The sequence below is a fragment of the Rhizobium sp. BK619 genome (genome assembly GCF_014195245.1).
GTDB classification, from domain to species: domain Bacteria; phylum Pseudomonadota; class Alphaproteobacteria; order Rhizobiales; family Rhizobiaceae; genus Rhizobium; species Rhizobium acidisoli.
The window spans coordinates 172,219-195,088 of record NZ_JACIBH010000003.1; the positions used below are offsets into that span (position 1 = coordinate 172,219).

24 protein-coding genes are annotated in these 22,870 nt (G+C 61.4%); 17 read left to right on the forward strand and 7 right to left on the reverse strand.

Translation table 11 applies throughout. The features are described from left to right. Positions 1-10 precede the first annotated feature (10 nt). The 8 genes from FHX14_RS06515 to deoA all read left to right on the forward strand — a co-directional run bounded on the left by FHX14_RS06515 (position 11) and on the right by deoA (position 8,084). Positions 11-1,003 (forward strand): BMP family ABC transporter substrate-binding protein, encoded by a 993-nt coding sequence (locus tag FHX14_RS06515; protein ID WP_003589245.1) that lies wholly within the window; start codon positions 11-13, stop codon positions 1,001-1,003. Between the two features lie 88 nt (positions 1,004-1,091). Beyond that, positions 1,092-2,603, forward strand: a complete 1,512-nt coding sequence (locus FHX14_RS06520; protein WP_003589244.1) for an ABC transporter ATP-binding protein — start codon at positions 1,092-1,094, stop codon at positions 2,601-2,603. Positions 2,604-2,610: 7 nt separating this feature from the next. After that, positions 2,611-3,714: an ABC transporter permease gene (locus FHX14_RS06525; RefSeq protein WP_184376614.1), complete on the forward strand. Its 1,104-nt coding sequence runs from the start codon at positions 2,611-2,613 to the stop codon at positions 3,712-3,714. Between the two features lie 10 nt (positions 3,715-3,724). Then, positions 3,725-4,696, forward strand: a complete 972-nt coding sequence (locus tag FHX14_RS06530; RefSeq protein ID WP_184376615.1) for an ABC transporter permease — start codon at positions 3,725-3,727, stop codon at positions 4,694-4,696. 1 nt (position 4,697) lies between these two features. Beyond that, a complete protein-coding gene (locus FHX14_RS06535) occupies positions 4,698-5,087 on the forward strand; it encodes a cytidine deaminase (RefSeq protein WP_184376616.1) in 390 nt (129 codons plus the stop codon). Beyond that, on the forward strand, positions 5,084-5,884 hold the full coding sequence (locus FHX14_RS06540; RefSeq protein ID WP_184376617.1) for a purine-nucleoside phosphorylase: 801 nt from the start codon (positions 5,084-5,086) through the stop codon (positions 5,882-5,884). The genes FHX14_RS06535 and FHX14_RS06540 overlap by 4 nt, the downstream gene beginning before the upstream one ends. A 114-nt stretch (positions 5,885-5,998) precedes the next feature. Beyond that, positions 5,999-6,775, forward strand: a complete 777-nt coding sequence (gene deoC / locus FHX14_RS06545; protein ID WP_184376618.1) for a deoxyribose-phosphate aldolase — start codon at positions 5,999-6,001, stop codon at positions 6,773-6,775. A gap of 1 nt (position 6,776) precedes the next feature. Continuing rightward, complete coding sequence (gene deoA, locus FHX14_RS06550) at positions 6,777-8,084, forward strand: thymidine phosphorylase (RefSeq protein WP_184376619.1); 1,308 nt, start codon at positions 6,777-6,779, stop codon at positions 8,082-8,084. Positions 8,085-8,089: 5 nt separating this feature from the next. On the opposite strand, the gene FHX14_RS06555 is transcribed toward deoA, so the two are convergent. The 7 genes from FHX14_RS06555 to FHX14_RS06585 form a co-directional block, all read right to left on the reverse strand. Beyond that, entirely contained in the window at positions 8,090-8,659 is a 570-nt protein-coding gene (locus tag FHX14_RS06555) for a TIGR02281 family clan AA aspartic protease (RefSeq protein WP_183694543.1), read from the reverse strand. Positions 8,660-8,785: 126 nt separating this feature from the next. Continuing rightward, positions 8,786-9,415, reverse strand: a complete 630-nt coding sequence (gene upp, locus FHX14_RS06560) for a uracil phosphoribosyltransferase (protein WP_012559569.1) — start codon at positions 9,413-9,415, stop codon at positions 8,786-8,788. A 112-nt stretch (positions 9,416-9,527) separates the two neighbouring features. Continuing rightward, positions 9,528-10,496 (reverse strand): adenosine deaminase, encoded by a 969-nt coding sequence (locus FHX14_RS06565; RefSeq protein ID WP_184376620.1) that lies wholly within the window; start codon positions 10,494-10,496, stop codon positions 9,528-9,530. Further along, positions 10,493-11,713 (reverse strand): phosphopentomutase, encoded by a 1,221-nt coding sequence (locus tag FHX14_RS06570; protein ID WP_003589229.1) that lies wholly within the window; start codon positions 11,711-11,713, stop codon positions 10,493-10,495. The genes FHX14_RS06565 and FHX14_RS06570 overlap by 4 nt, the downstream gene beginning before the upstream one ends. A 100-nt stretch (positions 11,714-11,813) precedes the next feature. After that, a complete protein-coding gene (locus FHX14_RS06575) occupies positions 11,814-12,395 on the reverse strand; it encodes a TadE/TadG family type IV pilus assembly protein (protein WP_184376621.1) in 582 nt (193 codons plus the stop codon). Further along, the gene (locus tag FHX14_RS06580; protein ID WP_184376622.1) at positions 12,395-13,030 is read right to left on the reverse strand and encodes a TadE/TadG family type IV pilus assembly protein; all 636 of its coding nucleotides are present in this window, start codon (positions 13,028-13,030) and stop codon (positions 12,395-12,397) included. The genes FHX14_RS06575 and FHX14_RS06580 overlap by 1 nt, the downstream gene beginning before the upstream one ends. Positions 13,031-13,145: 115 nt before the next feature. Then, positions 13,146-13,556, reverse strand: coding sequence for a pilus assembly protein N-terminal domain-containing protein (locus tag FHX14_RS06585; RefSeq protein WP_003589225.1), 411 nt, complete (start codon positions 13,554-13,556; stop codon positions 13,146-13,148). A 378-nt stretch (positions 13,557-13,934) separates the two neighbouring features. Between FHX14_RS06585 and FHX14_RS06590 the strand changes: the two genes are divergently transcribed. The 9 genes from FHX14_RS06590 to FHX14_RS06630 all read left to right on the forward strand — a co-directional run bounded on the left by FHX14_RS06590 (position 13,935) and on the right by FHX14_RS06630 (position 22,865). Beyond that, positions 13,935-14,120, forward strand: coding sequence for a Flp family type IVb pilin (locus tag FHX14_RS06590; protein ID WP_003589224.1), 186 nt, complete (start codon positions 13,935-13,937; stop codon positions 14,118-14,120). A 125-nt stretch (positions 14,121-14,245) separates the two neighbouring features. Then, the gene (locus tag FHX14_RS06595) at positions 14,246-14,758 is read left to right on the forward strand and encodes a prepilin peptidase (protein WP_184376623.1); all 513 of its coding nucleotides are present in this window, start codon (positions 14,246-14,248) and stop codon (positions 14,756-14,758) included. A 109-nt stretch (positions 14,759-14,867) separates the two neighbouring features. After that, complete coding sequence (gene cpaB, locus FHX14_RS06600; RefSeq protein ID WP_003589221.1) at positions 14,868-15,683, forward strand: Flp pilus assembly protein CpaB; 816 nt, start codon at positions 14,868-14,870, stop codon at positions 15,681-15,683. A gap of 12 nt (positions 15,684-15,695) precedes the next feature. Next, positions 15,696-17,195, forward strand: coding sequence for a type II and III secretion system protein family protein (locus tag FHX14_RS06605; protein WP_184376624.1), 1,500 nt, complete (start codon positions 15,696-15,698; stop codon positions 17,193-17,195). Continuing rightward, positions 17,192-17,950: a CpaD family pilus assembly protein gene (locus tag FHX14_RS06610; RefSeq protein ID WP_184376625.1), complete on the forward strand. Its 759-nt coding sequence runs from the start codon at positions 17,192-17,194 to the stop codon at positions 17,948-17,950. The genes FHX14_RS06605 and FHX14_RS06610 overlap by 4 nt, the downstream gene beginning before the upstream one ends. A gap of 14 nt (positions 17,951-17,964) precedes the next feature. Then, the gene (locus FHX14_RS06615) at positions 17,965-19,242 is read left to right on the forward strand and encodes a CpaE family protein (RefSeq protein ID WP_184376626.1); all 1,278 of its coding nucleotides are present in this window, start codon (positions 17,965-17,967) and stop codon (positions 19,240-19,242) included. Between the two features lie 132 nt (positions 19,243-19,374). Continuing rightward, positions 19,375-20,850: a CpaF family protein gene (locus FHX14_RS06620; protein WP_054182153.1), complete on the forward strand. Its 1,476-nt coding sequence runs from the start codon at positions 19,375-19,377 to the stop codon at positions 20,848-20,850. Between the two features lie 5 nt (positions 20,851-20,855). Continuing rightward, positions 20,856-21,863, forward strand: a complete 1,008-nt coding sequence (locus FHX14_RS06625) for a type II secretion system F family protein (protein ID WP_003589213.1) — start codon at positions 20,856-20,858, stop codon at positions 21,861-21,863. 15 nt (positions 21,864-21,878) lie between these two features. Then, complete coding sequence (locus FHX14_RS06630; protein WP_184376627.1) at positions 21,879-22,865, forward strand: type II secretion system F family protein; 987 nt, start codon at positions 21,879-21,881, stop codon at positions 22,863-22,865. Positions 22,866-22,870 lie beyond the last annotated feature (5 nt).

The window sequence follows — 22,870 nt, forward strand, 5'->3', positions numbered from 1 at the left end:
GGGCTGCACAATGAAAAAATCCCTTCTCACTCTCCTTGCCGTGGCTGCCATGTCGACGACGGCGCTGGCCGCCGATGTCAAGCCGGCGCTGGTTTACGGCACCGGCGGGAAGTTCGATAAGTCCTTCAATGAGGCGGCCTACAACGGTGCCGAGAAGTTCAAGGCCGAGACCGGCATTGCCTATCGCGACTTCGAGCCGACCGGCGACACCCAGGGTGAACAGGCCATCCGCAACTTTGCAAGCCGCGGTTTCAACCCGGTGGTTGCCGTTTCCTTCGCCTGGACCTCGGCCATCGAGAAGGTCGCAGCCGAATTCCCCGATACCAAGTTCATCATCGTTGACGCTGTCGTCGACAAGCCGAACGTCCGCTCGGTGGTCTACAAGGAAGAAGAGGGTTCCTACCTCGTCGGCGTTCTCGCCGGCATGGCGTCGAAGACCGGCAAGGTCGGCTTCGTCGGCGGCATGGACATTCCGCTGATCCGCAAGTTCGAATGCGGCTACGAGCAGGGCGCACGCGCAGCCAAGGCCAATGTCGAAGTTTTCCAGAACATGACCGGTACCACCGGTGCAGCCTGGAATGACCCGGTTCGCGGCGGCGAACTCACCAAGAACCAGATCGATCAGGGCGCCGACGTTATTTACGCGGCAGCCGGTGCCACCGGTCTCGGCGTCCTGCAGACCGCTGCCGACAACAAGAAGCTGTCGATCGGCGTCGATTCCAACCAGAACCATCTGCATCCGGGCTCCGTCCTGACCTCGATGGTCAAGCGCGTCGACCTCGCCGTCTATAACGCCTATACCGACACCAAAAACGACAAGTTCACCGGCGGCGTCCAGGCGCTCGGCGTCAAGGAAGATGGTGTTGGTGCCGCGATCGACGACAACAACAAGTCGCTGATCACGCCGGAAATGCAGGCGGCTGTCGACAAGGCCAAGGCCGATATCATCGCAGGCACCATCAAGGTTCACGACTATACCTCGGACAACGCTTGCCCGAAGTGATCCGCGCCCGGATGTAATCGACGATTGAGATCGGGCGTATGGCGGAGGGGATTTTCGCCATACGCCCTTTTCTTATTTGGAGCCTGCAGTGACAGATAAGCCCGCTATCGAGCTTGTCGGCATCGATAAGAAATTCGGTGCCGTCCATGCCAACAAGGACATCAACCTCACCGTTGCCAAGGGGACGATCCACGGCATCATCGGTGAAAACGGCGCCGGAAAATCGACGCTGATGTCGATCATTTACGGTTTTTACCATGCCGACAGCGGCGAGATCCGCGTCAATGGCAATCCCGTCACCATCCGCGACAGCCAGGCGGCGATCGCCACCGGCATCGGCATGGTGCACCAGCATTTCATGCTGGTCGATAATTTCACGGTGCTTGAGAATATCATGCTCGGCGCCGAAGGCGGCATGCTGCTGGCGAGAGGCGTCGCATCGGCCCGCGCCGAACTCAAGCGGCTGGAAACGGAGTATGGCCTCGAGGTCGATCCGGACGCGCTGATCGAAGAGCTGCCGGTCGGCCTGCAGCAGCGCGTCGAAATCCTGAAAGCCATGTATCGCGGCGCCGAGATCCTGATCCTCGACGAGCCGACGGGCGTGCTGACGCCGGCCGAAGCCGACCACCTCTTCCGCATTCTCAAGGTGCTGCGCGACCAGGGCAAGACGATCATTCTCATCACCCATAAGCTGCGCGAGATCATGGCGATCACCGACACGGTTTCGGTCATGCGCCGCGGCGAGATGGTCGCGACCCGCAAGACGGCGGAAACGACGGTGGAAGAGCTTGCCGAGCTGATGGTCGGCCGCCGCGTGCTGCTGCGCGTGCAGAAGGGCGAGGCGAACCCTGGAGCGGCTGTGCTCTCCGTCCGCAACCTGACTGTCAAGGACAATCGCGGCGTCACCATGGTCGACAATGTCTCCTTCGACGTGCGCGCAGGCGAGATCGTCGGCATTGCCGGGGTTGCCGGCAACGGCCAATCCGAATTGCTGGAGGCGATAGCCGGCATCCGCAAGCCCGCCTCCGGCGAAATCCTTCTCGACGGCCAGACGATCGACAAGGCCGATCCCGCCCGCCTGCGCGAGCTCGGCCTCGCCCATATTCCCGAAGACCGCCACCATATGGGTCTGGTTTTGAAATTCGAGGAATACGAAAATTCCGTGCTCGGTTACCACCGCCGTCCGGGCTACAGCAAAGGCCCGCTGCTCGATCTCGAGGCGATCCGCAGGGATGCGATGGAGAAGATCGAAAAATACGATATCCGCCCGCCGAACCCGCGGCTGAAGACAGCGAATTTCTCAGGCGGCAACCAGCAGAAGATCGTCGTTGCCCGCGAAATCGAGCGCGATCCGAAGATGCTGATCATCGGCCAGCCGACCCGCGGCGTCGATATCGGCGCCATCGAATTCATCCACCGCCGGATCATCGAAATGCGCGATGCGGGCAAGGCGATCCTGCTCGTCTCCGTCGAACTCGATGAAATCCGCTCCCTTTCAGACCGTATCCTTGTCATGTTTGCCGGCCATGTGGTCGGCGAGAAGACGCCCGATGCCGGTGAACAGACCCTCGGCCTGATGATGGCCGGCATTGCCGCGTGAGGCCTTTATGAGCACTGCTTCCGTTCCGCTGCCAAACTGGATCAACTACGGCCTGATCCCACTTCTCAATCTCATCGTCGCTTTCCTGATCTCCGGCTTCGTCGTCTGGCTGATCGGCGAGAGCCCGCTCGCTGCGCTATCGCTGCTGATCGAAGGCGCGTTCGGTAGCGGCGAAGGCATCGGCTTCACGCTCTACTATGCGACGAGCTTCATCTTCACCGGTCTTTCCGTGGCTGTTGCCATCCATGCCGGCCTGTTCAACATCGGCTCGGAAGGCCAGGCCTATGTCGGTGGGCTGGGCTGCGCGCTGGTGGCGCTCGCGCTCGATCGCTACGTGCCGTGGTATGTGACGATGCCGATCGCCGTCATCGGCGCCGGCCTCTTTGGTGCTGCCTGGGCCTTCATCCCCGCTTTCCTGCAGGCCAAGCGCGGCAGCCATATCGTCATCACGACGATCATGTTCAACTATATCGCCGCCGCCCTGATGGTGTATCTGCTGGTGCATGTGCTGATCGTGCCCGGCAAGATGGCGCCGGAAACCCGCACATTCCTCGACGGCGGGCAGCTTCCCAAGCTTGGCTGGGTCATGAGTATCTTCGGCAGCAAATTGGGTGCTGCGCCGTTCAACGTCTCCTTCATTATCGCCCTTCTTGCCGCCTGGTTTGTCTGGATCCTCATCTGGCGTACCAAGCTCGGCTTCGAGATGCGCACGCTGGGTGTGAGTTCGACGGCTGCCGAGTATGCCGGTATTCCCTATGCGCGGATTGTCATCATCGCCATGCTGCTTTCCGGCGCACTTGCCGGCATGATGGCTTTGAATCCTGTCATGGGCTCTTCCGCGCGCCTGCAGGTGGAGTTCGTCGGCGGCGCAGGCTTCGTCGGCATCGCTGTGTCGTTGATGGGCCGCAATCATCCGCTCGGCATCATCTTCGCCGCGATCCTCTTCGGCATCCTTTATCAGGGCGGCGACTGGATCTCCTTCGAAATGCCGAACATCACCCGCGAGATGATCCTGGTCATCCAGGGTCTGGTGATCCTGTTTGCCGGCGCGCTGGAATATATGTTCCGGCCGGCGATGGTGCACCTCTATCAACAGTTCAAGCGAGCCTGAGGAGCGGACGATGGATTATTACGACATCTTCATCAGCGTTCTGAGCTCGACCATTCGCCTGTCGATTCCGCTGATTTTCACTGCCCTTGCCGGCCTGTTTTCGGAACGCGCCGGCATCTTCGATATCGGCCTTGAGGGCAAGATGCTGGGCTCAGCCTTTGCTGCCGCCTGCATCGCCTATCTCACCGGTTCGGCCTGGCTCGGGCTCGGTGCCGGCATCGTCTGCTCGGTGGCGCTCAGCCTGGTGCATGGCTTCGCCTCGATCACCAACCGTGGCAACCAGATCGTCTCGGGCGTGGCGATCAACTTCTTCATCGCCGGCATCACCATCGTGCTCGGCCAGGCATGGTTCGGCCAGGGCGGGCGCACGCCGCAGCTGTCGGCGGAGGCGCGCTTCGCGCCGATCATCCTGCCCGGCGCCGATGCCGCCCGCGGCGTACCGATCCTCGGCCCGCTCTATGCCAACGTCATATCGGGCAACAATATCCTGACTTACCTTGCCTTTCTTGCCGTGCCGTTTTCCTGGTGGGTGCTTTATCGCACGCGTTTCGGCCTGCGCCTGCGCGCCGTCGGCGAAAACCCAGGTGCGGTCGATACGGCCGGCATCTCGGTCGCCTGGCTGCGCTACCGCGCCGTCATGTGCGCCGGCATCCTCTGCGGCTTTGCCGGCACCTATCTGGCGATCGCCCAGTCCGCCGCCTTCATCAAGGACATGTCGGCCGGCAAGGGCTATATCGCGCTCGCCGCTCTCGTCTTCGCCAAGTGGAAGCCGGTGCCTGTCATGTTCGCCTGCCTGCTCTTCGGCTTCCTCGATGCGCTGGCCAATTTCATGCAGGGAAAGCAGGTGCCGCTGATCGGTGAAGTGCCGGTTCAGGTCTTCCAGGCGCTGCCCTATATCCTCACCTGCATCCTGCTTGCCGGCTTCATCGGCGTTGCGACCCCGCCGAAGGCCGGCGGCGTGCCCTATACGAAGGAGCGTTGATATGTCTCACGACCTGTTCGAAGCCGCTCGCGGCGCCATGGCTTTTGCCCACGCGCCCTATTCGAAATTTCCGGTCGGTGCGGCGATCCGCGCCGAGGACGGCAAGGTCTATAGCGGCGCCAACATCGAAAATCTGTCCTTTCCGCAAGGGTGGTGCGCCGAGCCGACGGCGATCAGTGCCATGATCATGGGTGGCGCCAAGAAGATCGTCGAAATGGCGGTCATCGCCGAAAAGCTGCCGCTCTGCCCGCCCTGCGGCGGCTGCCGCCAGAAGATCTCTGAATTCGCCTCCAAGGACACGAAGATCTATCTCTGCGATGAGGCGGGCGTGCAGAGGACCATGACGATGGAAGAGCTCCTTCCCTTCAGCTTCGAGACCGAACTCGGATGAAGGCGACGGTCGATCTGCTTGCCGCATTGCTCGGCGCTATCAAGCCGCGCCACGGTATCGTGCTCGGCTCCGGCCTCGGCTCCCTCGTTGGAGAGCTGGAAGGCGCCGTGCGTATTCCCTATCGCGACCTGCCGGGCTATCCCGTCAGCGCCGTTTCGGGCCATGCGGGCGAGGTCGTCGCCGGCCGGCTCGGCGGCGTGCCCGTCGTCATGCTCTCCGGCCGCGTGCATTATTACGAGAAGGGCGATGCCAACGCCATGCGCCTGCCGATCGAGGTGCTGAAGGCGCTCGGCGTCGAGTCGCTGATCCTGACCAATTCGGCCGGATCGTTGCGCGACGACATGCCGCCCGGTTCGGTGATGCAGATCACCGATCACATCAACTATTCCGGCATGAACCCGCTGATCGGCGAGGAAAGCGACCACCGTTTCGTCGGCATGACCAATGCGTACGATGCCGACCTCGCTGCGGCGATGCAGAAGGCAGCGGCAAAGCTCAAAATCGAGCTGGCGGAGGGTGTGTACATGTGGTTCTCCGGCCCGAGCTTCGAAACGCCGGCCGAAATCCGCATGGCGCGCATCCTTGGCGCCGATGCCGTCGGCATGTCGACGGTGCCGGAGGTGATCATCGCAAGAATGCTGGGTCTTAGGGTTGCCGCCGCCTCCGTTATCACCAACTATGGGGCGGGTATGACCGGCAATGAGCTCAGCCATGAAGAAACCAAGGACATGGCGCCCATCGGCGGTGCCCGTCTCGCCGCCATATTGAAAGAGATGATTGCGGCCAGAACCGGATAATTTTAGGCCGGGTCGGCGTAAAGTCTGAATCCTGTTCTACATTAGATAGTGAGAGCATGCTGTCATGAGAAAACCGCTCACACTTTTCGGCATCATGCTCTAGAGGAAGCGAAAATGAATAGCCATTCCAACCGGGAAACGGCGGCTGTTGCCCTTTCCCTACTCGATCTGACCAATCTGAAAGATGATTGCACCGAAGCGCAGATCGAGGCACTCTGCACCCGCGCGCAGACGCCCTATGGCAACAGCGCCGCCATCTGCATCTGGCCGCGCTTCGTTGCCTATGCCCGCAACATCCTCGGCACCGGTCATGCCGTGCGGATCGCCACCGTCGTCAATTTCCCCTCGGGTGACATGGAAGTGGCCGACGTTGCCGCCGAAACCCGTGAGGCGATTGCCGACGGCACCGACGAGATCGATCTGGTCATTCCCTACCGCAAGCTTATATCAGGCAATGAGAAGGCGGTGACCGACATGGTCAAGGCAATCCGCGCCGAATGCGCCGGTCCCGTGCTGCTGAAAGTCATTATCGAGGCCGGCGAGTTGAAGGATGCGGCCTTGATCCGTCGCGCCTCTGAACTCGCCATCGAAGCCGGCGCCGATTTCATCAAGACCTCCACCGGCAAGGTCGCCGTCAACGCGACGCTCGAAGCCGCCGACATCATGATCCGCGCCATTCGCGAGAGCGGCCGCAAGGTCGGCTTCAAGCCGGCCGGCGGTATCGGTTCGGTGGCCGATGCGGCGCTTTATCTGAGCCTGGCCGAAACCATCATGGCGCCCGACTGGGCGATGCCGTCGACCTTCCGCTTCGGCGCTTCCGGCCTGCTCGACGATATCCTGGCGGTTCTGAGCGGAACACAATCCGCACCCGCTGCGGCGTCGAGCTATTGAAATGATCCCGCAGGAGATCATCCGGCGCAAACGCGATGGCGACGAACTCGACCCCGCCGATATCCGGTCTTTCATCGCAGCCCTCGCTGCCGGCCAGCTGTCGGAAGGCCAGATCGGCGCCTTCGCCATGGCCGTCTGGTTCAAGGGCATGTCACGCGAGGAAATCGTTGCCCTGACGCTGGCGATGGCCGATTCCGGCGATCGGCTGCAATGGACGGACATCGACCGCCCGATCGCCGACAAACATTCGACCGGCGGTGTCGGCGACAATGTTTCGCTGATGCTGGCGCCGATTGCTGCCGCCTGCGGCCTCGCCGTTCCGATGATATCGGGGCGCGGCCTCGGTCATACCGGCGGCACGCTCGATAAGCTCGAATCCATTCCCGGCTATAGGATCACCCCGGATGCCGACCTGTTCCACAAGGTCGTGAAGCAGGCGGGATGCGCTATTATCGGTCAGACCGGCGCCCTGGCGCCGGCTGATGGCAGGCTCTATGCCGTGCGCGATGTGACCGCTACCGTCGATTCCATTCCGCTCATCACCGCCTCCATCCTGTCGAAGAAACTTGCGGCCGGGCTTCAGACGCTGGTGCTCGACGTCAAGGTCGGCAACGGCGCCTTCATGGCCGACCGCGCCCAGGCGGAGACCCTGGCGCAGTCGCTGGTCGAGGTTGCCAATGGCGCAGGGGTGAAGACCTCGGCGCTGATCACCGACATGAACCAGCCGCTCGCCGATGCGGCCGGCAATGCCGTTGAAATGCGCAATTGCCTGGATTTCCTGGCGGGTGGGAAGGCGGACACGCGGCTCGAGGCCGTCGTTCTTGCCTTTGCCACAGAGATGCTGGTGAAGTCGGGTATCGCCGCGTCCTCTGAAGACGGCGAGGGGATGGCGCGTCGGGCGCTGTCATCGGGAAAGGCAGCTGAGGTTTTCGCGCGCATGGTATCCATGCTTGGCGGCCCGGCCGATCTCTTGGAAAACCCCGACAGGTATCTCGCCAGGGCGCCTGTGGAAAAGCCTGTCCTTGTCGCCCGGTCCGGCTGGCTTGCCGCATGCGACGCGCGTGGCATCGGCGTCAGCGTCATCGATCTTGGCGGCGGCAGACGCCATCCAGCCGACCGGATCGATCATCGCGTCGGCTTCTCAGAATTGCTGCCGCTTGGCAGCCGCGTCACCGCAGGCGAGCCGATCGCGCTGGTTCATGCCGCCGACGACGCAGCCGCGGCAAGGGCGGCGGCCGCTCTTGCCGCGCACTACCGCATCACCGAAGACAGTCCGAAGCTGACGCCGGTGATTTCGACCAGGATCTGACCCGGTTATTGCTTGAGGCTGAGTGAACCGTCGGCGACGGAATAGGAGGCGAGCTTCTGCAGGAAGCTCATGCCGACCAGCGTCGTTGTCAGCGCATCGTCCTTGAGGACGAAGGCTTCGACATCCCGCACGCGAATACCGCCGATTTCGACCCGGTCGAGCATCACATGCGCCGCCTTCGTCTGGCCGTTGGCCGTGTTGACGCCGTAGCGGAAATCGAGCTGGTTGGCGGTGTAGCCGAGCCGGCGGGCGAGCGTCTCGTTGAGCGCCACATAAGTCGCACCGGTATCGATCAGGCCCTGCACCGGCTTGCCATTGATCTTGAAGCTGCCGGTATAATGCCCCTGGGCATCCGCTTGCAGGCGGATTGCATTGCCGGCGGAGACCGGCGCGGGTGCTGCGGGCTTGTCGCCTTCGGTTGAGATGTAATTGGCGGAGAGAGCGTCGGCAGGCTGCTGGCTGGTGCTTCCGAAGAAGGAAGGCGCCTGTGTGGCCAGCACCGCGGCGATGCTGGCGAATATGACGGTACGCACGAGCATGAAACAGAAATCCTTCCTGTATAAACCCGGCTTCATGCAGGGCCTCATGCTTCAAACTTGCTAAGCTTCAAATCCTGATAAGTTGCTAATATCGACAATGAAAGGGCCCGGAGCGGGCCGTCCGGGCCTTAAGTCTTTCGATTTGGTAAAGGAAGGCTGAAATTATTTGGTGCCGTACATGCGGTCGCCGGCATCGCCGAGGCCGGGCACGATATAGCCCTTCTCGTTGAGATGGCTGTCGATCGAGGCGGTGAAAACAGGAACGTCTGGATGGGCGGCGCGGAAGTTCTGGATGCCTTCCGGGGCGGCGAGCAGGCAGAGGAAGCGGATATTGTGGGCGCCGCGTTCCTTGAGCTTGTCGATTGCGGCGATCGAGGAATTGCCGGTCGCCAGCATCGGGTCGACGACGATGATCAGGCGCTCGGCCACGTCTTCAGGCGCCTTGAAGTAATATTCGACCGGCTGCAGCGTCTCGTGGTCGCGGTAGACGCCGATATGCGAGACGCGGGCTGAGGGCACGAGATCGAGCATGCCTTCGAGCAGCCCGTTGCCGGCACGCAGGATCGAGGCGAAGACCAGCTTCTTGCCCTCGAGGATCGGCGATTCCATCGTTTGCAGCGGCGTCTCGATCGTTTCCATCGTCAGTTCGAGATCGCGGGTCACTTCGTAACAAAGCAGTGTGGAGATTTCGCGCAGCAATCGCCGGAAACTTCCCGTCGATGTCTCCTTGCGCCGCATGATGGTGAGCTTGTGCTGCACAAGCGGATGATCGATGACCGTGACGCCGTCCATGGGGAAGCCTTTCATTCTTTCTATCGAATGTTTCTTTCACGGAAATCGGCCCGACCGCAAGAGTGGCGGTAAATTTGCACCGATCTTCCCCAGCCTCGCTCTAAATTTGGCCTCAAAGCCGGGCGAGCAGCGCCTTGCGTGTCTCTTCGTCGACGAAGGCCGCTTCGATCGCCGTTCGCGTCATGGCATCGATCTCGGCGTCGCTGAAGCCGAAAGCCTCGGCGGCAAGTTCGTATTCCCGCGCAAGCGAAGTATGAAAGAAAGGCGGATCGTCCGAGCTGATCGTCACCCGCACGCCGGCTTCCTTCAGCCGGCGCAGCGGATGCGAAGCGAAATCGGGAAAGACCTTGAGCGCGATATTGGAGCCCGGGCAGATCTCGAGCACGGTGCCGAGATCGGCAAGCCGCTTCACCAGATCGACATCCTCGATGGCGCGCACGCCATGGCCGATACGCGAGGGGCGCACCGCATCGAGCGCGTCGGCGACGCTGAAGGCGCCACAGACCTCGCCGGCATGAATGGTGAGCCCCAGGCCGGCATCGCGGGCGATATCGAAGGCCCTGATATAATCGGCCACACGCCCCATGCGCTCCTCGCCGGCAAGGTTGAAGCCGGTTATCAACGGATTGTCGGCCTTTGCCGCGTATTCGGCCGCACCGATGACGCTCTCCGGACCGAAATGCCGCTCGCCGGTGACGATCAGCCGGGCTTCGATGCCGCTCTTTTCCCTGGCCCGCCGGATGCCCTCGCAGATGCCTGACATATAGGCATCGGCGCCGAGGCCGATGCGTTTGCCGTGGTCGGGCGAAACGATGAGCTCGCTGTAGATCGTATTGATGCCGGCGAGTTCGTCGAGATAGGTCTCGGTCAGAAGCGCATAGTCCTCCTCGGTCCTGTAGACCTCGGAAACCTTGTCGTAACATTCGAGGAAGCTTGCGAAGTCATGCCAGACATAGGCTCCGCCGCGAAGCTCGCCGCTGATGTCGACGCCGTATTTGCGCGCCTGCGCAGCGGTCAGTTCAGGAGGAGCCGCACCCTCCAGATGGCAGTGCAATTCGACCTTCTTCAAATGCGACGTCACAGAAAACTCCTTCCATGCGGTCCGGCCGGAATGCCGAGATGGCGCGCAATGCTCTCGCCGATATCGGCGTAGCTGCGGCGCACGCCGATTGAACGCGACCGGATGCCGGGGCCATAGGCGATGACGGGCACACGCTCGCGCGTATGGTCCGTGCCGCGCCAGGTCGGGTCGCAGCCGTGATCGGCGGTGAGCACGACGAGATCGCCCGGCTTCAATTTCTTGTGGACTTCGGCCAGTCGTGCATCGAAGGCTTCGAGTGCGGCGGCATAACCCGGCACATCGCGGCGATGGCCGTAAACCATGTCGAAGTCGACGAAATTGGTGAAGACCAGATCGCCGTCCTCGGCCTCGTCGATGGTGGAGAGCGTCGCATCCATCAGCGCCTCGTTGCCGTTCGCCTTGATCAGGCGCGAAATCCCTTGATGCGCGAAGATGTCGCCGATCTTTCCCACAGCGTGCACATGCCGGCCGTGTTCGATCAGCCGGTCAAGCAGCGTCGGCTCCGGCGGCAGCACCGAGAAGTCGCGCCGGTTTCCGGTGCGCTGGAAGGTCGAGCTGGAATGACCGGTGAAGGGCCGGGCGATGACACGGCCGATATTGTAGCGATCGAGCAGTCCCCGGGCGACCTGGCAGAAGGCGAGCAGGCGATCGAGGCCGAAATGCACTTCGTGCGCCGCGACCTGGAAGACCGAATCCGAGGAGGTGTAGCAGATCGGTTTGCCGGTGCGGATATGCTCCTCGCCAAGCCGGGCAATGATTTCCGTTCCCGAAGCATGGCAATTGCCGAGAATGCCGGACACGCCGGCCTCCCTGCAAAGCGCCTCGATGAGTTCCTCGGGAAAGGCGTCGCCCTCCGTCGGGAAATAACCCCAATCGAAACTGACGGGTGTTCCTGCGATCTCCCAATGGCCTGACGGCGTATCCTTGCCGCGGGAGATTTCGGTGGCGGCGCCGTAAATGCCGTAGACCTTCTCCGGGATCGGCATGCCGGCGGGGAACCGGCCGGAGGCGGAGCGGGCGATCTGCATCAGCCCGAGTTCCGACAGGTTGGGCAGGCAAAGCGGTCCGCTGCGCAATCCGGCGCGGTCTCCGGCACCTGCCGCGCAGAACTCGGCGATATGGCCGAGCGTATCGGCGCCCTCATCGCCATAGGCCGCCGCATCCGGCGCGCCGCCGACGCCGAAGGAATCCAGAACGAAAAGAAAGGCACGCGCCATTTTACACCCGAAGAACCGATCGCCGCCCCGGAAACGTCGGAGGTAGCATAGCCTCAGCCATATAATGCTGCGACCGGCTTGGCAAATTCGAGAAGGGGCGTCAGCAGTCGCTGCAGGGGATCGAGTCGCCTTGCCGCTGGCGGTAGAAATAGCTGCGACTGATGGTGATCGTGCGCATGCCGTCCGGCATGAAGTTCGGCGCAAACAGGAACATCGTATAGGGGATGCTGAGCTCGGTACGAACAAGGAAGCTGTTCGCCGTCTTCATATCGGACGGCACATTGCTGACTGCCGAGTTTTTGGCATAGGGCACCGTCCCATCCTGCGCCCAGGACCAGAGCACCTTCGCATTGGCGCTGGCATCGATGGTGATCCCGGTGATCTTCAGCGTCAGCGACGTCGCATTGTAGGGCACGAAGATCGAGTTTGCGACCGACGGCATCTGCGCAAGCGCGCTCTTGGTGACGGATTGCTGCTGGGTGACGACGTCGGCCACCGTGCCTGCGGCGCGTGTCGCCCGCTTGCTGACGCTGAGGCCGATCGTGATCTCGAAAGCGCCGATATAGAGCATGATGAGCACGGGAAAGAGGATCGCGAATTCGATCGCTCCGGCGCCCTTGCGGTCTTGTGCCAGCCGCCGCACCGTCAATACCAGCCTGGTGAACGGGTTGAGACGCGCCATTATGGATACTGCTCGCTCTGGAAGGCCGCGGTGGCGACGATCAGATAATAATTCGGCATCGAACCGTCAGAGGGCCGTATCGTCGTGATATAGGGCCGGACCAGATCCGTGATGATTTCCCAGCGGTAGTAGGCGCGGACCATGTTGATGGTCCCGGCGCCGCCCGGTGTATATTTGAAGGCCGCCGTGTTGATGTCGGCATATTTGGCGGTGGAAAGCTTGGGAATTGTCGTCGGAATGGCTGAGAAGGTGCTGAAGGTCTGCACATCCACGTAGAGCTTGCTCGGCGTCGCCACTTCGGTCGCAGAGCAGCGGATCAGGATCGAGATCTCATTGCAGAAGGCCTGGCGGAACTGCGCCTGGTTCATATCGGTCATGCGGCCGAGATTATAGGTGATCTGCCCGGTTCGCATCTTCCGGCTCATCGTATCGACGGCGTTGGAGACCAGCTCCTCGGCAGCGAAGGCGACGAAGGTTTCGAGGATGGCGAAAATCACCAGGAAATAGGGAATGGCGAGCAAGGCGAATTCGATCGCCGCAGCCCCCTCGCGCGAGCGGGCGAGAGCGCGAAACCGCAAGAATCGGAACGGCGCTGGGGAGTGCGCCTTATCCGTCTTCTGATCAATTACCGTCATTGCCTGGACCCGAGCGACATTCTCTGTCTGCCACACTAGGGTCCGTTCGTTGATTTTCCGTTTCAGTCTGACGCGACGATTTTAACGAATAGCTAAAGTAAGGGCGGGAAGCCGATCAGGGCGAGGTGGTGCCGGTCGCCGCCTGCTGCGCATGCTGTTCGCAGTTCGGCGTGCAGGACAGCACGGAGCGTTCGGTCTGCCGGTAGACGCGTACCGTATTGCCCTCATCGATCGACACCAGAATGCGCTCGTCGAGGATGGCATTGCCGTCGGCATCGAGCAGCACCAGATTGGTGGTGCCGAAGCTGCGTCCTGTGAGGACGATGGTCTTGGCGTCGGCGACGGTCGCATCGGCGACCTTGGCATTGCCGACGATGACCTTGCTGACAGGGCGGTCGAGCTTCAATACGCGCGCGTGATCCATATAGACGCGCAGCATGTCATCGTCTGCGGCCGCGGAAACTCCCGAAACACCGAAAACGGCGATCATGCCGGCAAAGAAAATGGTTTTGCCGCTCGATGACATTTGGTCCTCTTTCACGATCACAGCGCAATATCGGCATAGAATGGAAAAAAATGGTGAACGAAGCCTTAAGCCGGCAGCCCTGTTCCGGAATGAGGCGCGATGATCCGATATGATACGGCCTCCGAGGCGCACGCGGCGGTTGGACACCGTGCTATGTGCTATTTCCGGATGAATGCAGCTGGTATAGCGGGAATATTGTTAAATATTGAGGTAAGCCCGTAAGAAAATACTTACTCTACAAAGGCATGTTGTCTCGTTCAAATCTCGTTAACTCTTTTCCTTAAGTCGATAGAAACGCCCATTCGCTAGGTTGCAGTCATCCGATCAACGGCAACAGTTGGCGGACGTGCTGAACATCAACTGGAGTTAGGAGTTACCATGACCAAGCTTTTTAGCCGTTTTCTGAAGGACGAATCCGGCGCGACCGCAATCGAATACGGCCTGATCGCCGCCCTCATTTCCGTAGCGCTCATCACCGGCGCAACCGCGCTCGGCACCAAAATCGGCAACACGTTTAACGGCTTGAGCACCAAGATGGACAGCGCCACTTCGGCGGCCAACTAAGACGAGCGTTGCCGACGCGGCCTCTGCCTAATACCGGCCGGATTTGCTTCGGCCGAACTATCGAGCGGGCTCACAGGCTGAACGGCCGTGAGCCTTTTCGCATCAAGTCAGGATCGGGTATACGCATGATCGCCGCTGCAGTCTTCATGATACTGCCACTCTGCCTGGCCATGGCGGGCTTCTCGGATCTGTTCACCATGACGATCCCGAACCGCGTTTCCTTGATCCTCATCGTCTCCTTCTTCGTTCTCGCGCCCCTTTCCGGCCTTGGCTTGCAAGCGATCGGCATGCATCTCGCCGCAGCCGCCATCGTCTTTTCCGCCTGTTTCGCGCTTTTTGCCTTCAATGTGATGGGCGGCGGCGACGCCAAGCTGTTGAGCGCTACCGCGCTCTGGTTTGGCTTGAACGAATCCCTTCTTTTCCTGATGACCGATGTTGCCATAATCGGCGGCTTCATCACTTTGCTGATCCTGATGGTGAGGGCGCAATCGGATACGATCCTCGCTATCGGCTTGCCGGTACCGAACTCGGTTCTCATCGCCAAGAAGATTCCCTACGGCATTGCGATCGCGATTGGCGGTTTCATGGCCTTCCCGGACTCGCCACTCTTCCTCACCACGCTGGAAAGCCTGAAATAACGGCATTTACATGCTCGTTAACTTAAAATGTAAGCGTTCCATTAACCATAATTATACCAATTGCTGAGCATTCTGCAGGGCGAACATATCGTGCCCTGAGGAATGATCGATGAAACCGGCCCGCCTTATAATCCTAGCTGTCGCCGTGGTGGCAGCCGGCCTTGCCGGCTTCCTGGCGATGCAAATGGCAGGCAGTGGCGGTGTCGTCACCCAGGTTCAGTCGGTCATCGAGAAGGAACCGACCGTCAACATCCTCGTCTCGAGCGCCAATCTGGCCGTCGGCGAAAGGCTTGACGATAAGTCGGTTCATTGGATGCCCTGGCCGCAGGGTGGTGTCGTCCCCGGCCTGATCACCGAAGCCGACAAGCCGGACGCGATCAAGGATCTGCAAGGTGCCGTCGTGCGTCTGCCGATTTTCGAAGGCGAACCGATCCGGCCGGAAAAGGTCGCCGATTCCAACAGCCGCATCCTTTCCTCGCTCTTGCCGGCCGGCAAGCGCGCCGTCGCGACCGAAATATCGGTGTCTACGGGTGCCGGCGGTTTCATCCTGCCGAACGACCGCGTCGACGTCATCATGGTCCGCAAGGGTACCGAGGCCAATAAGCTCATCACCGAAACCGTGCTGAGCAATGTCCGCGTCCTCGCCATCGACCAGCAGATCCAAGAAAAGGATGACGGCTCGAAGGCCGTAGTCGGCACGACCGCCACACTCGAGCTTACGCCGGATCAGACAAAGGTTCTCGCTGTCGCCCAGCAGATGGCGGACCGGCTGTCGCTGGCGCTGCGCTCGGTCGCCGATGCGCAGGAGCAGGATACCAGCGCTGCCGACTATCTGCTGAGCGGCGACAACGGCAGTGCGAGCATTCAGGTCATCAAATCGGGCGCCATCGTCACCGATGCCAGCGCCGCGCCGAAGGCGGAGTAAAAGAACGTGCAAATGGGCAATTCAACGCGGCGCGCCGGGCTTCTCCTGACAGGTTTCTTCTCGCTGGCGGTCGGCGTCTCCGGTATTGCGCCGGCCTCTTTCGCACCGCTTCTGGGGTCAAGCGAGGCGCGTGCCGATTCCGAGAACCTGGTCCGCATCTCGCAGACCGGCCGCGATGCCCATCGTCGGCTGAAGCTCGGGCTGAACAAGGCCGTTGTCGTCGATCTGCCGGAGGATGCGCATGATATTCTCGTCTCCGATCCGACCATGGCCGATGCCGTCACCCGCACTTCGCGGCGCATCTACCTGTTCGGCAAGAAGGTCGGCCAGACGAATATTTTCGTTTTCGGCGCCGGCGGGCAGGAGATCGTCAATCTCGACATCGAGATCGAGCGCGATGTTTCCGGCCTCGAAGTCAATCTCCACCGCTTCATTCCAGACTCCAACATCAATGTCGAAATCGTCTCCGACAACATCGTGCTGACCGGCACCGTGCGCACGCCGCAGGATGCCACGCAGGCGGCCGATCTGGCGCAGGTCTTCCTGAAGGGCGGCGAGGCGACGACCAGAACCGAGACGGCATCGGGTACCGGCGGCGACAGCTCGGTGGCGCTCTTTGCCGAAGGCCGCCAGACCTCGCAGGTCGTCAACCTGCTGCAGATCGAAGGCGAAGACCAGGTCACCCTCAAGGTGACGATCGCCGAGGTCCGCCGCGAGGTGCTGAAGCAGCTCGGCTTCGACAATCTGGTTTCCAATTCTTCCGGCATGACGGTCGCCCAACTTGGCAGCCCCAGCGCCGACAGCGCCACATCCGTCGTTGGCGGCGGCCTGGCGGCGCTCTTCAAGAGCTCGATCGGGAAATACGATATTTCCACCTACCTCAACGCGCTGGAGCAGGCCAAGGTCGTCAAGACGCTCGCCGAGCCGACACTGACGGCGATATCGGGCCAGGCCGCGACCTTCAATTCCGGCGGCCAACAGCTCTATTCGACAACCGACAGCAACGGCAACGTCACCGTCGTACCGTTCAACTACGGTATCAACCTCGCCTTCAAGCCGGTCGTGCTCTCATCGGGACGCATCAGTCTGCAGATCAAGACCAATGTCTCCGAACCGGTCGCCGGCAGCAGCGGCGCGACCTATCAGCGCCGCTCGGCGGAAACCTCGGTGGAACTGCCCTCGGGCGGCTCCATCGCGCTAGCCGGCCTGATCCGTGACAACGTCTCGCAGACGATGGGCGGCACACCTGGTGTCTCGAAAATCCCGCTGCTCGGTACCCTCTTCCGCCAGAAGGGGTTCGAGCGTCAGGAAACCGAGCTTGTCATCATCGCGACGCCCTACCTGGTGCGTCCGGTGGCGCGCAATCAACTCAATCGGCCGGACGATAATTTCAGCCCCGAGAATGACGGTGCGACCTTCTTCCTCAACCGTGTCAACAAGGTCTATGGCCGCCGCGAGGCGCCCGTCGCCGATGCGCAGTTCCACGGATCGATCGGGTTCATCTACAAATGAGCGGGGCAGGATCGGCAGCAATGGAAGAGAACAGAGATCAGGCGATGGCCCATATCAATTCGACGACACCCCGCCTCGGAATCGAGAAGGGGCTCTTTGCCGCGGTCGCCATGGCGCTGGCCGTGCTTTCCGGATGCGCCGGCCCGCACGACCAGCTGACGACCGGCGGCATTCCCGACGACTATCGCGCCCGCCACCCGATCATCGTCACCGAAGCGGAGCAGACGGTCGATATACCCGTGGCCTCCACCGACCGCCGGCTGACAAACGCCCAGCGCGACCTCATTCGCGGTTTTGCCGCAAACTACATCGCCCGCGCCTCGGGTCCGGTTTACGTGCTGTCGCCGCAAGGCTCGCCGAATTCGCCGGCAGCCTATCAGCTGCGCAATCAGGTCCGTGCCGAGCTGGCCTCAAGGGGGATCGCAAGTTCGAAAATCGTCAACACTTCCTATGCCGCGGTCGGGCCCGGCGATGCGGCGCCGATCCGGCTGAGCTTTACCGGCACCACCGCGATCACCACCCAATGCGGCCAGTGGCCGAAAGACATCTCGAACGATTTCACCAACCAGAATTACTATAATTTCGGCTGTGCTTCGCAGAACAACCTCGCCGCCCAGATCGCCAATCCGGAGGATCTGGTGGCGCCCCGCGGCATGACGCCGATCGACGCGCAGCGGCGCAACAATGCGATCCAGGAATACCGGACGACGACGTCGACGATCGAAGAGGTCACCGGCAGCGACAGCAGCTTCTGAGACGGAACGGAATGATGAGCGCGATCGAATACGAAATCAAAAATCCGAGCGAGCTTCGCCACGCCGAGGAGGCCGTGCGCATGGCGGACCTGGAAAACATGCGGCCGCTGCCACGCATCTCCGTGCATGCCTTCTGCGAGAGCGAGGCTCTGCAGCAGGTCATGGAACGTTGCGCCAATGATCGGCGTGTGGCCAAGGTCAGCCTGCGGATCACCAGCGGCGGCATCGCCGCTGCCGCCAATATGTTTTCCGGCGCCCCGACGCCGAACCTCATCATCCTCGAGACCAAGGCGAACGCGGGCAGCCTCCTCGCCGAGCTTGCGCCGCTCGCCGCCGTTTGCGACCCCAGCACCAAGGTCGTCATCGTCGGCTATTACAACGATATCGCGCTTTATCGCGAACTCATCCGTAACGGCATCTCCGAATATATGGTCCAACCGGTCGCCATGCCTGATATTCTGACGGCGATGGCTTCGATCTTCGTCGATCCCGAAGCCGAGCCGCTCGGCCGCAGCATCGCCTTTATCGGCTCGAAGGGCGGCACCGGCGCTTCGACCATCGCGCATAATTGCGCCTTCGGCATTTCCAATCTCTTCTCCACCGAGACGATCCTGGCCGATCTCGACCTGCCCTATGGCACGGCGAACATCGACTTCGATCAGGATCCGGCGCTCGGCATCGCCGAAGCGGTCTTCGCACCCGACCGCCTCGACGAGGTCTTCCTCGACCGTCTGCTGACGAAATGCTCCGAGCATCTTTCCCTGCTTGCGGCACCTTCACTGCTCGACCGCGCCTATGATTTCGACGGTCATGCTTTCCAGCCGGTGCTCGATGTCCTGCAGCGCAGCGCGCCCGTCACCGTGCTCGACGTTCCGCATGCATGGTCGGAATGGACGCGCTCGGTGCTGTCGAGCGTCGACGAAGTGGTCATCACCGCGGTTCCCGATCTCGCCAACCTGCGCAATGCCAAGAACATGCTGGATGCGCTGCGCAAGATGCGGCCGAACGACAAGCCGCCGCATCTCGTCCTCAATCAGGTCGGCATGCCGAAGCGCCCGGAGATTTCACCGTCGGATTTCTGTGAGCCGCTGGAGATCGATCCGATCGCGATCATCCCCTTCGACATCAATCTTTTCGGCAATGCCGCCAATAGCGGCCGGATGATCTCGGAAGTGGACCCGAAATCGCCGACGGCGGAGACCTTTTCGCAGATCTCGCACATCGTCACCGGCCGTGTCGCCATCAGGAAGGCGAAGAAGGCCGGCCTGCTGGGCCTCCTGAAGCGTAAGTAGACGATGAGCAATTCCAGCAAAAGTGTGCAGCGGTTTTGCGTCAGGAATTGCGTGAAAACAAAAAGATAGGGCATTTCCGTGACTCGGAGAAAAACGGAAATGCTCTAGAACAAGCAGATTGGATTGAGCGGCATGTTTGGAAAACGCGGAAATGAAGGGTCCGGAAAGGTCGGAGGGGCGATTGCTCCCCCGCCGCCGGCTCCGGCTGCCGCCCCTGCGGCCTCTTCCCCCTCCATTCTGGTCGAACCTTCGCGCGAGCCCGCACGCCAGCAGGTGACGCCGCCGCCGATGCAGACGCCGCAGCGCAAGCGCCCTGTCCGCACCGATGAATATTACGACACCAAGGCGCAGGTCTTTTCCGCGCTGATCGATACGATCGATCTCTCGCAGCTTTCCAAGCTCGACGGCGAAAGCGCACGCGAAGAAATCCGCGACATCGTCAACGACATCATCACCATCAAGAACTTTGCGATGTCGATCTCCGAGCAGGAGGAACTGCTCGAGGATATCTGCAACGACGTCCTCGGCTACGGTCCGCTGGAGCCGTTGCTGGCGCGTGACGACATCGCCGACATCATGGTCAACGGCGCCGGCCAGACTTTCATCGAAGTCGGCGGCAAGACGATCGAATCGGAGATCCGCTTCCGCGACAATGCGCAGCTTCTCTCGATCTGCCAGCGCATCGTCAGCCAGGTCGGCCGCCGTGTCGACGAATCGAGCCCGATCTGCGACGCCCGCCTGCCGGATGGCTCGCGCGTCAACGTTATCGCGCCGCCGCTGTCGATCGACGGGCCGGCGCTCACCATCCGCAAATTCAAGAAGGACAAGCTGACGCTCGATCAGCTCGTCCGTTTCGGTGCAATCACGGCGGAAGGCGCGACCGTGCTGCAGATCATCGGCCGGGTGCGCTGCAACGTCGTCATCTCAGGCGGTACCGGCTCGGGCAAGACGACGCTGCTGAACTGCCTCACCAACTATATCGACAGGGATGAACGCGTCATCACCTGCGAGGATACCGCCGAACTGCAGCTGCAGCAGCCGCATGTCGTGCGCTTGGAAACGCGCCCGCCGAATATCGAAGGCGAGGGCGAGATCACCATGCGCGATCTGGTCAAGAACTGCCTGCGTATGCGTCCCGAGCGCATCATCGTCGGCGAAGTGCGCGGACCTGAAGTTTTCGACCTGCTGCAGGCGATGAACACCGGTCACGACGGCTCGATGGGCACCATCCACGCCAACACGCCGCGCGAATGCCTGAGCCGTATCGAATCGATGATCGCCATGGGTGGCTTCACCCTGCCGGCAAAGACGGTGCGTGAAATCATCTCCAGCTCGGTGGATGTGATCGTCCAGGCGGCGCGACTTCGCGACGGTTCGCGCCGCATCACCCAGATTACCGAAGTGATCGGCATGGAAGGCGACGTCATCATCACCCAGGACCTGATGCGCTACGAGATCGAAGGCGAAGATGCCGGCGGCCGCCTGATCGGCCGGCACATGTCGACCGGCGTCGGCAAACCGCATTTCTGGGATCGCGCCCGCTACTTCAACGAGGAAAAGCGCCTGGCCGCAGCCCTCGACGCGATGGAAGCGAAAACGAAGGATTAGGCGAGATGTTCGGGTTCGATCCGATAGTGCTGGCAATCGTCGTCCTTGCCGCCGTCTCCGCGGCGGCGGTCGCCTATGCCCTGATGTATTCCCGGATCGAGGCCGACAAGAAATCGGCAAGCCGCATCGACCGCGTCAAATCGGCTGAAAGCGACCGGGTCAAGGTCAAGGCCGCCCGCGACCGAGTGCAGGAAATGTCGAAGCGCCGAAAATCGGTGCAGGACAATCTCAAGGATCTGGAAAAGCGCCAGCACGAAAAGACCAAGAAGACCCTGACGATGAAATCTCGGCTGGTCCAGGCCGGCCTGACGATCACGGTCGGGAAATTCTATATCATCAGCGCCATCTTCGCCTGCGTGCTGCTGCTCATGGCGTTCCTCATCGGTGTATCGTTGATGGTGATAATCGGGATCGCCGTCGTTGCCGGTCTCGGCCTGCCGCGCTGGATCGTCGGCTTCCTGATCAAGCGTCGCCAGAACAAGTTCCTCAATGAGCTCCCCAATGCGCTTGACGTGATCACCCGCTCGATCAAATCAGGCCTGCCGCTCAACGATGCGATCCGTCTTATCGCCACCGAAGGCACCGAGCCTGTGAAGAGCGAGTTCCGGCGGGTGATCGAGGCGCAGCAGGTGGGTCTCAGCATCCCCGACGCCTGCGCTCGCATGACGGCCCACATGCCGCTCCAGGAAGTCAGCTTCTTCGCCATCGTCATCGCCATCCAGTCGCAGGCTGGCGGCAATCTGTCGGAAGCGATCGGCAACCTTTCCAAGGTGATACGCGAGCGCCGGAAGATGAAGGCCAAGGTCTCGGCGCTGTCGATGGAAGCCAAGGCGTCGGCGGTCATCATCGGTGCGCTACCCTTCATCGTCGCGACCCTCGTCTATCTCACCTCGCCGAGCTACATGATGATCCTTTTCACCGATCCGCGCGGCCATTTCATCATGGGCGTCTCGGCGATCTGGATGTCGATCGGCATCTTCGTCATGCGCAACATGGTCAATTTTGACATTTAGCCGGAAGGACGCCCCATGTCGCAGGACCTTGCCGCAACCCTGACCAATCCGAGCATGCTGATCGCGCTCCTCGTCGCGATCGCGGTGTTCGCCACGTTTTATACGATTGCCGTCCCCTTCTTCGAGCGCGGCGATCTCAACAAGCGCATGAAGGCCGTTTCCACAGAGCGCGAGCAGATCCGCGCGCGCGAACGCGCCCGCATGAACACCGAAACCGGCGCCGGCAAGGCCTCGCTCAGAAGCCAGAACAATCGCTCGGTCCGCCAGATCGTCGAGCGCTTCAACCTGCGCAAGGCGCTCGTCGACGAGAATACCGTCAACAAGCTGCGCGCTGCCGGTTTTCGCTCGGAGAATGCGCTGAATACTTTCCTCGTGGCGCGGTTCCTGCTGCCCTTCCTCTTCCTGGCGCTTGCCGCCTTCTGGGTCTTCGGCCTCGGCAATCTCCCCGAAAGGGGCATGCCCATCCGCCTCTTTGCTGTCATCGGCATCGGCTATCTCGGCTTTTACGCACCGAACATCTATATCTCGAACCGCATGGGCAAGCGTCAGCACTCGATCAAGCGGGCCTGGCCGGATGCGCTCGACCTGATGCTGATCTGCGTCGAATCCGGCATCTCGATCGAGGCGGCGATGCGTCGTGTGTCGGAAGAACTCGGCGAGCAGTCGCCGCCGCTCGCCGAGGAGATGGTGTTGACCACGGCCGAGCTCTCCTTCTTGCCGGATCGCCGCGTGGCGCTCGAAAATCTTGCCACGCGCACCCAGATCGAGTTGGTACGCTCAGTCACGCAAGCGCTGATCCAGGCCGACCGCTACGGCACCCCGGTGGCGCAGGCGTTGCGTGTTCTGGCCCAGGAAGGGCGCGACGAGCGCATGAACGAAGCGGAAAAGAAGGCAGCCGCCCTGCCGCCGAAACTAACGGTGCCGATGATCCTGTTCTTCCTGCCGGTGCTGATCGCCGTCATTCTCGGCCCGGCCGGCATTCAGGTGTCAGACAAGTTCTGATCTTG

Coding starts and splice junctions, on each gene's coding strand:
- FHX14_RS06515 (WP_003589245.1), top strand. CDS start 11: ATGAAAAAATCCCTTCTCACTCTCCTTGCCGTGGCTGCCATGTCGACG.
- FHX14_RS06525 (WP_184376614.1), top strand. CDS start 2,611: ATGAGCACTGCTTCCGTTCCGCTGCCAAACTGGATCAACTACGGCCTG.
- FHX14_RS06530 (WP_184376615.1), top strand. CDS start 3,725: ATGGATTATTACGACATCTTCATCAGCGTTCTGAGCTCGACCATTCGC.
- FHX14_RS06535 (WP_184376616.1), top strand. CDS start 4,698: ATGTCTCACGACCTGTTCGAAGCCGCTCGCGGCGCCATGGCTTTTGCC.
- FHX14_RS06540 (WP_184376617.1), top strand. CDS start 5,084: ATGAAGGCGACGGTCGATCTGCTTGCCGCATTGCTCGGCGCTATCAAG.
- deoC (WP_184376618.1), top strand. CDS start 5,999: ATGAATAGCCATTCCAACCGGGAAACGGCGGCTGTTGCCCTTTCCCTA.
- deoA (WP_184376619.1), top strand. CDS start 6,777: ATGATCCCGCAGGAGATCATCCGGCGCAAACGCGATGGCGACGAACTC.
- FHX14_RS06555 (WP_183694543.1), bottom strand. CDS start 8,659: ATGAAGCCGGGTTTATACAGGAAGGATTTCTGTTTCATGCTCGTGCGT.
- upp (WP_012559569.1), bottom strand. CDS start 9,415: ATGGACGGCGTCACGGTCATCGATCATCCGCTTGTGCAGCACAAGCTC.
- FHX14_RS06570 (WP_003589229.1), bottom strand. CDS start 11,713: ATGGCGCGTGCCTTTCTTTTCGTTCTGGATTCCTTCGGCGTCGGCGGC.
- FHX14_RS06575 (WP_184376621.1), bottom strand. CDS start 12,395: ATGGCGCGTCTCAACCCGTTCACCAGGCTGGTATTGACGGTGCGGCGG.
- FHX14_RS06580 (WP_184376622.1), bottom strand. CDS start 13,030: ATGACGGTAATTGATCAGAAGACGGATAAGGCGCACTCCCCAGCGCCG.
- FHX14_RS06585 (WP_003589225.1), bottom strand. CDS start 13,556: ATGTCATCGAGCGGCAAAACCATTTTCTTTGCCGGCATGATCGCCGTT.
- FHX14_RS06590 (WP_003589224.1), top strand. CDS start 13,935: ATGACCAAGCTTTTTAGCCGTTTTCTGAAGGACGAATCCGGCGCGACC.
- FHX14_RS06595 (WP_184376623.1), top strand. CDS start 14,246: ATGATCGCCGCTGCAGTCTTCATGATACTGCCACTCTGCCTGGCCATG.
- cpaB (WP_003589221.1), top strand. CDS start 14,868: ATGAAACCGGCCCGCCTTATAATCCTAGCTGTCGCCGTGGTGGCAGCC.
- FHX14_RS06605 (WP_184376624.1), top strand. CDS start 15,696: ATGGGCAATTCAACGCGGCGCGCCGGGCTTCTCCTGACAGGTTTCTTC.
- FHX14_RS06610 (WP_184376625.1), top strand. CDS start 17,192: ATGAGCGGGGCAGGATCGGCAGCAATGGAAGAGAACAGAGATCAGGCG.
- FHX14_RS06615 (WP_184376626.1), top strand. CDS start 17,965: ATGAGCGCGATCGAATACGAAATCAAAAATCCGAGCGAGCTTCGCCAC.
- FHX14_RS06620 (WP_054182153.1), top strand. CDS start 19,375: ATGTTTGGAAAACGCGGAAATGAAGGGTCCGGAAAGGTCGGAGGGGCG.
- FHX14_RS06625 (WP_003589213.1), top strand. CDS start 20,856: ATGTTCGGGTTCGATCCGATAGTGCTGGCAATCGTCGTCCTTGCCGCC.
- FHX14_RS06630 (WP_184376627.1), top strand. CDS start 21,879: ATGTCGCAGGACCTTGCCGCAACCCTGACCAATCCGAGCATGCTGATC.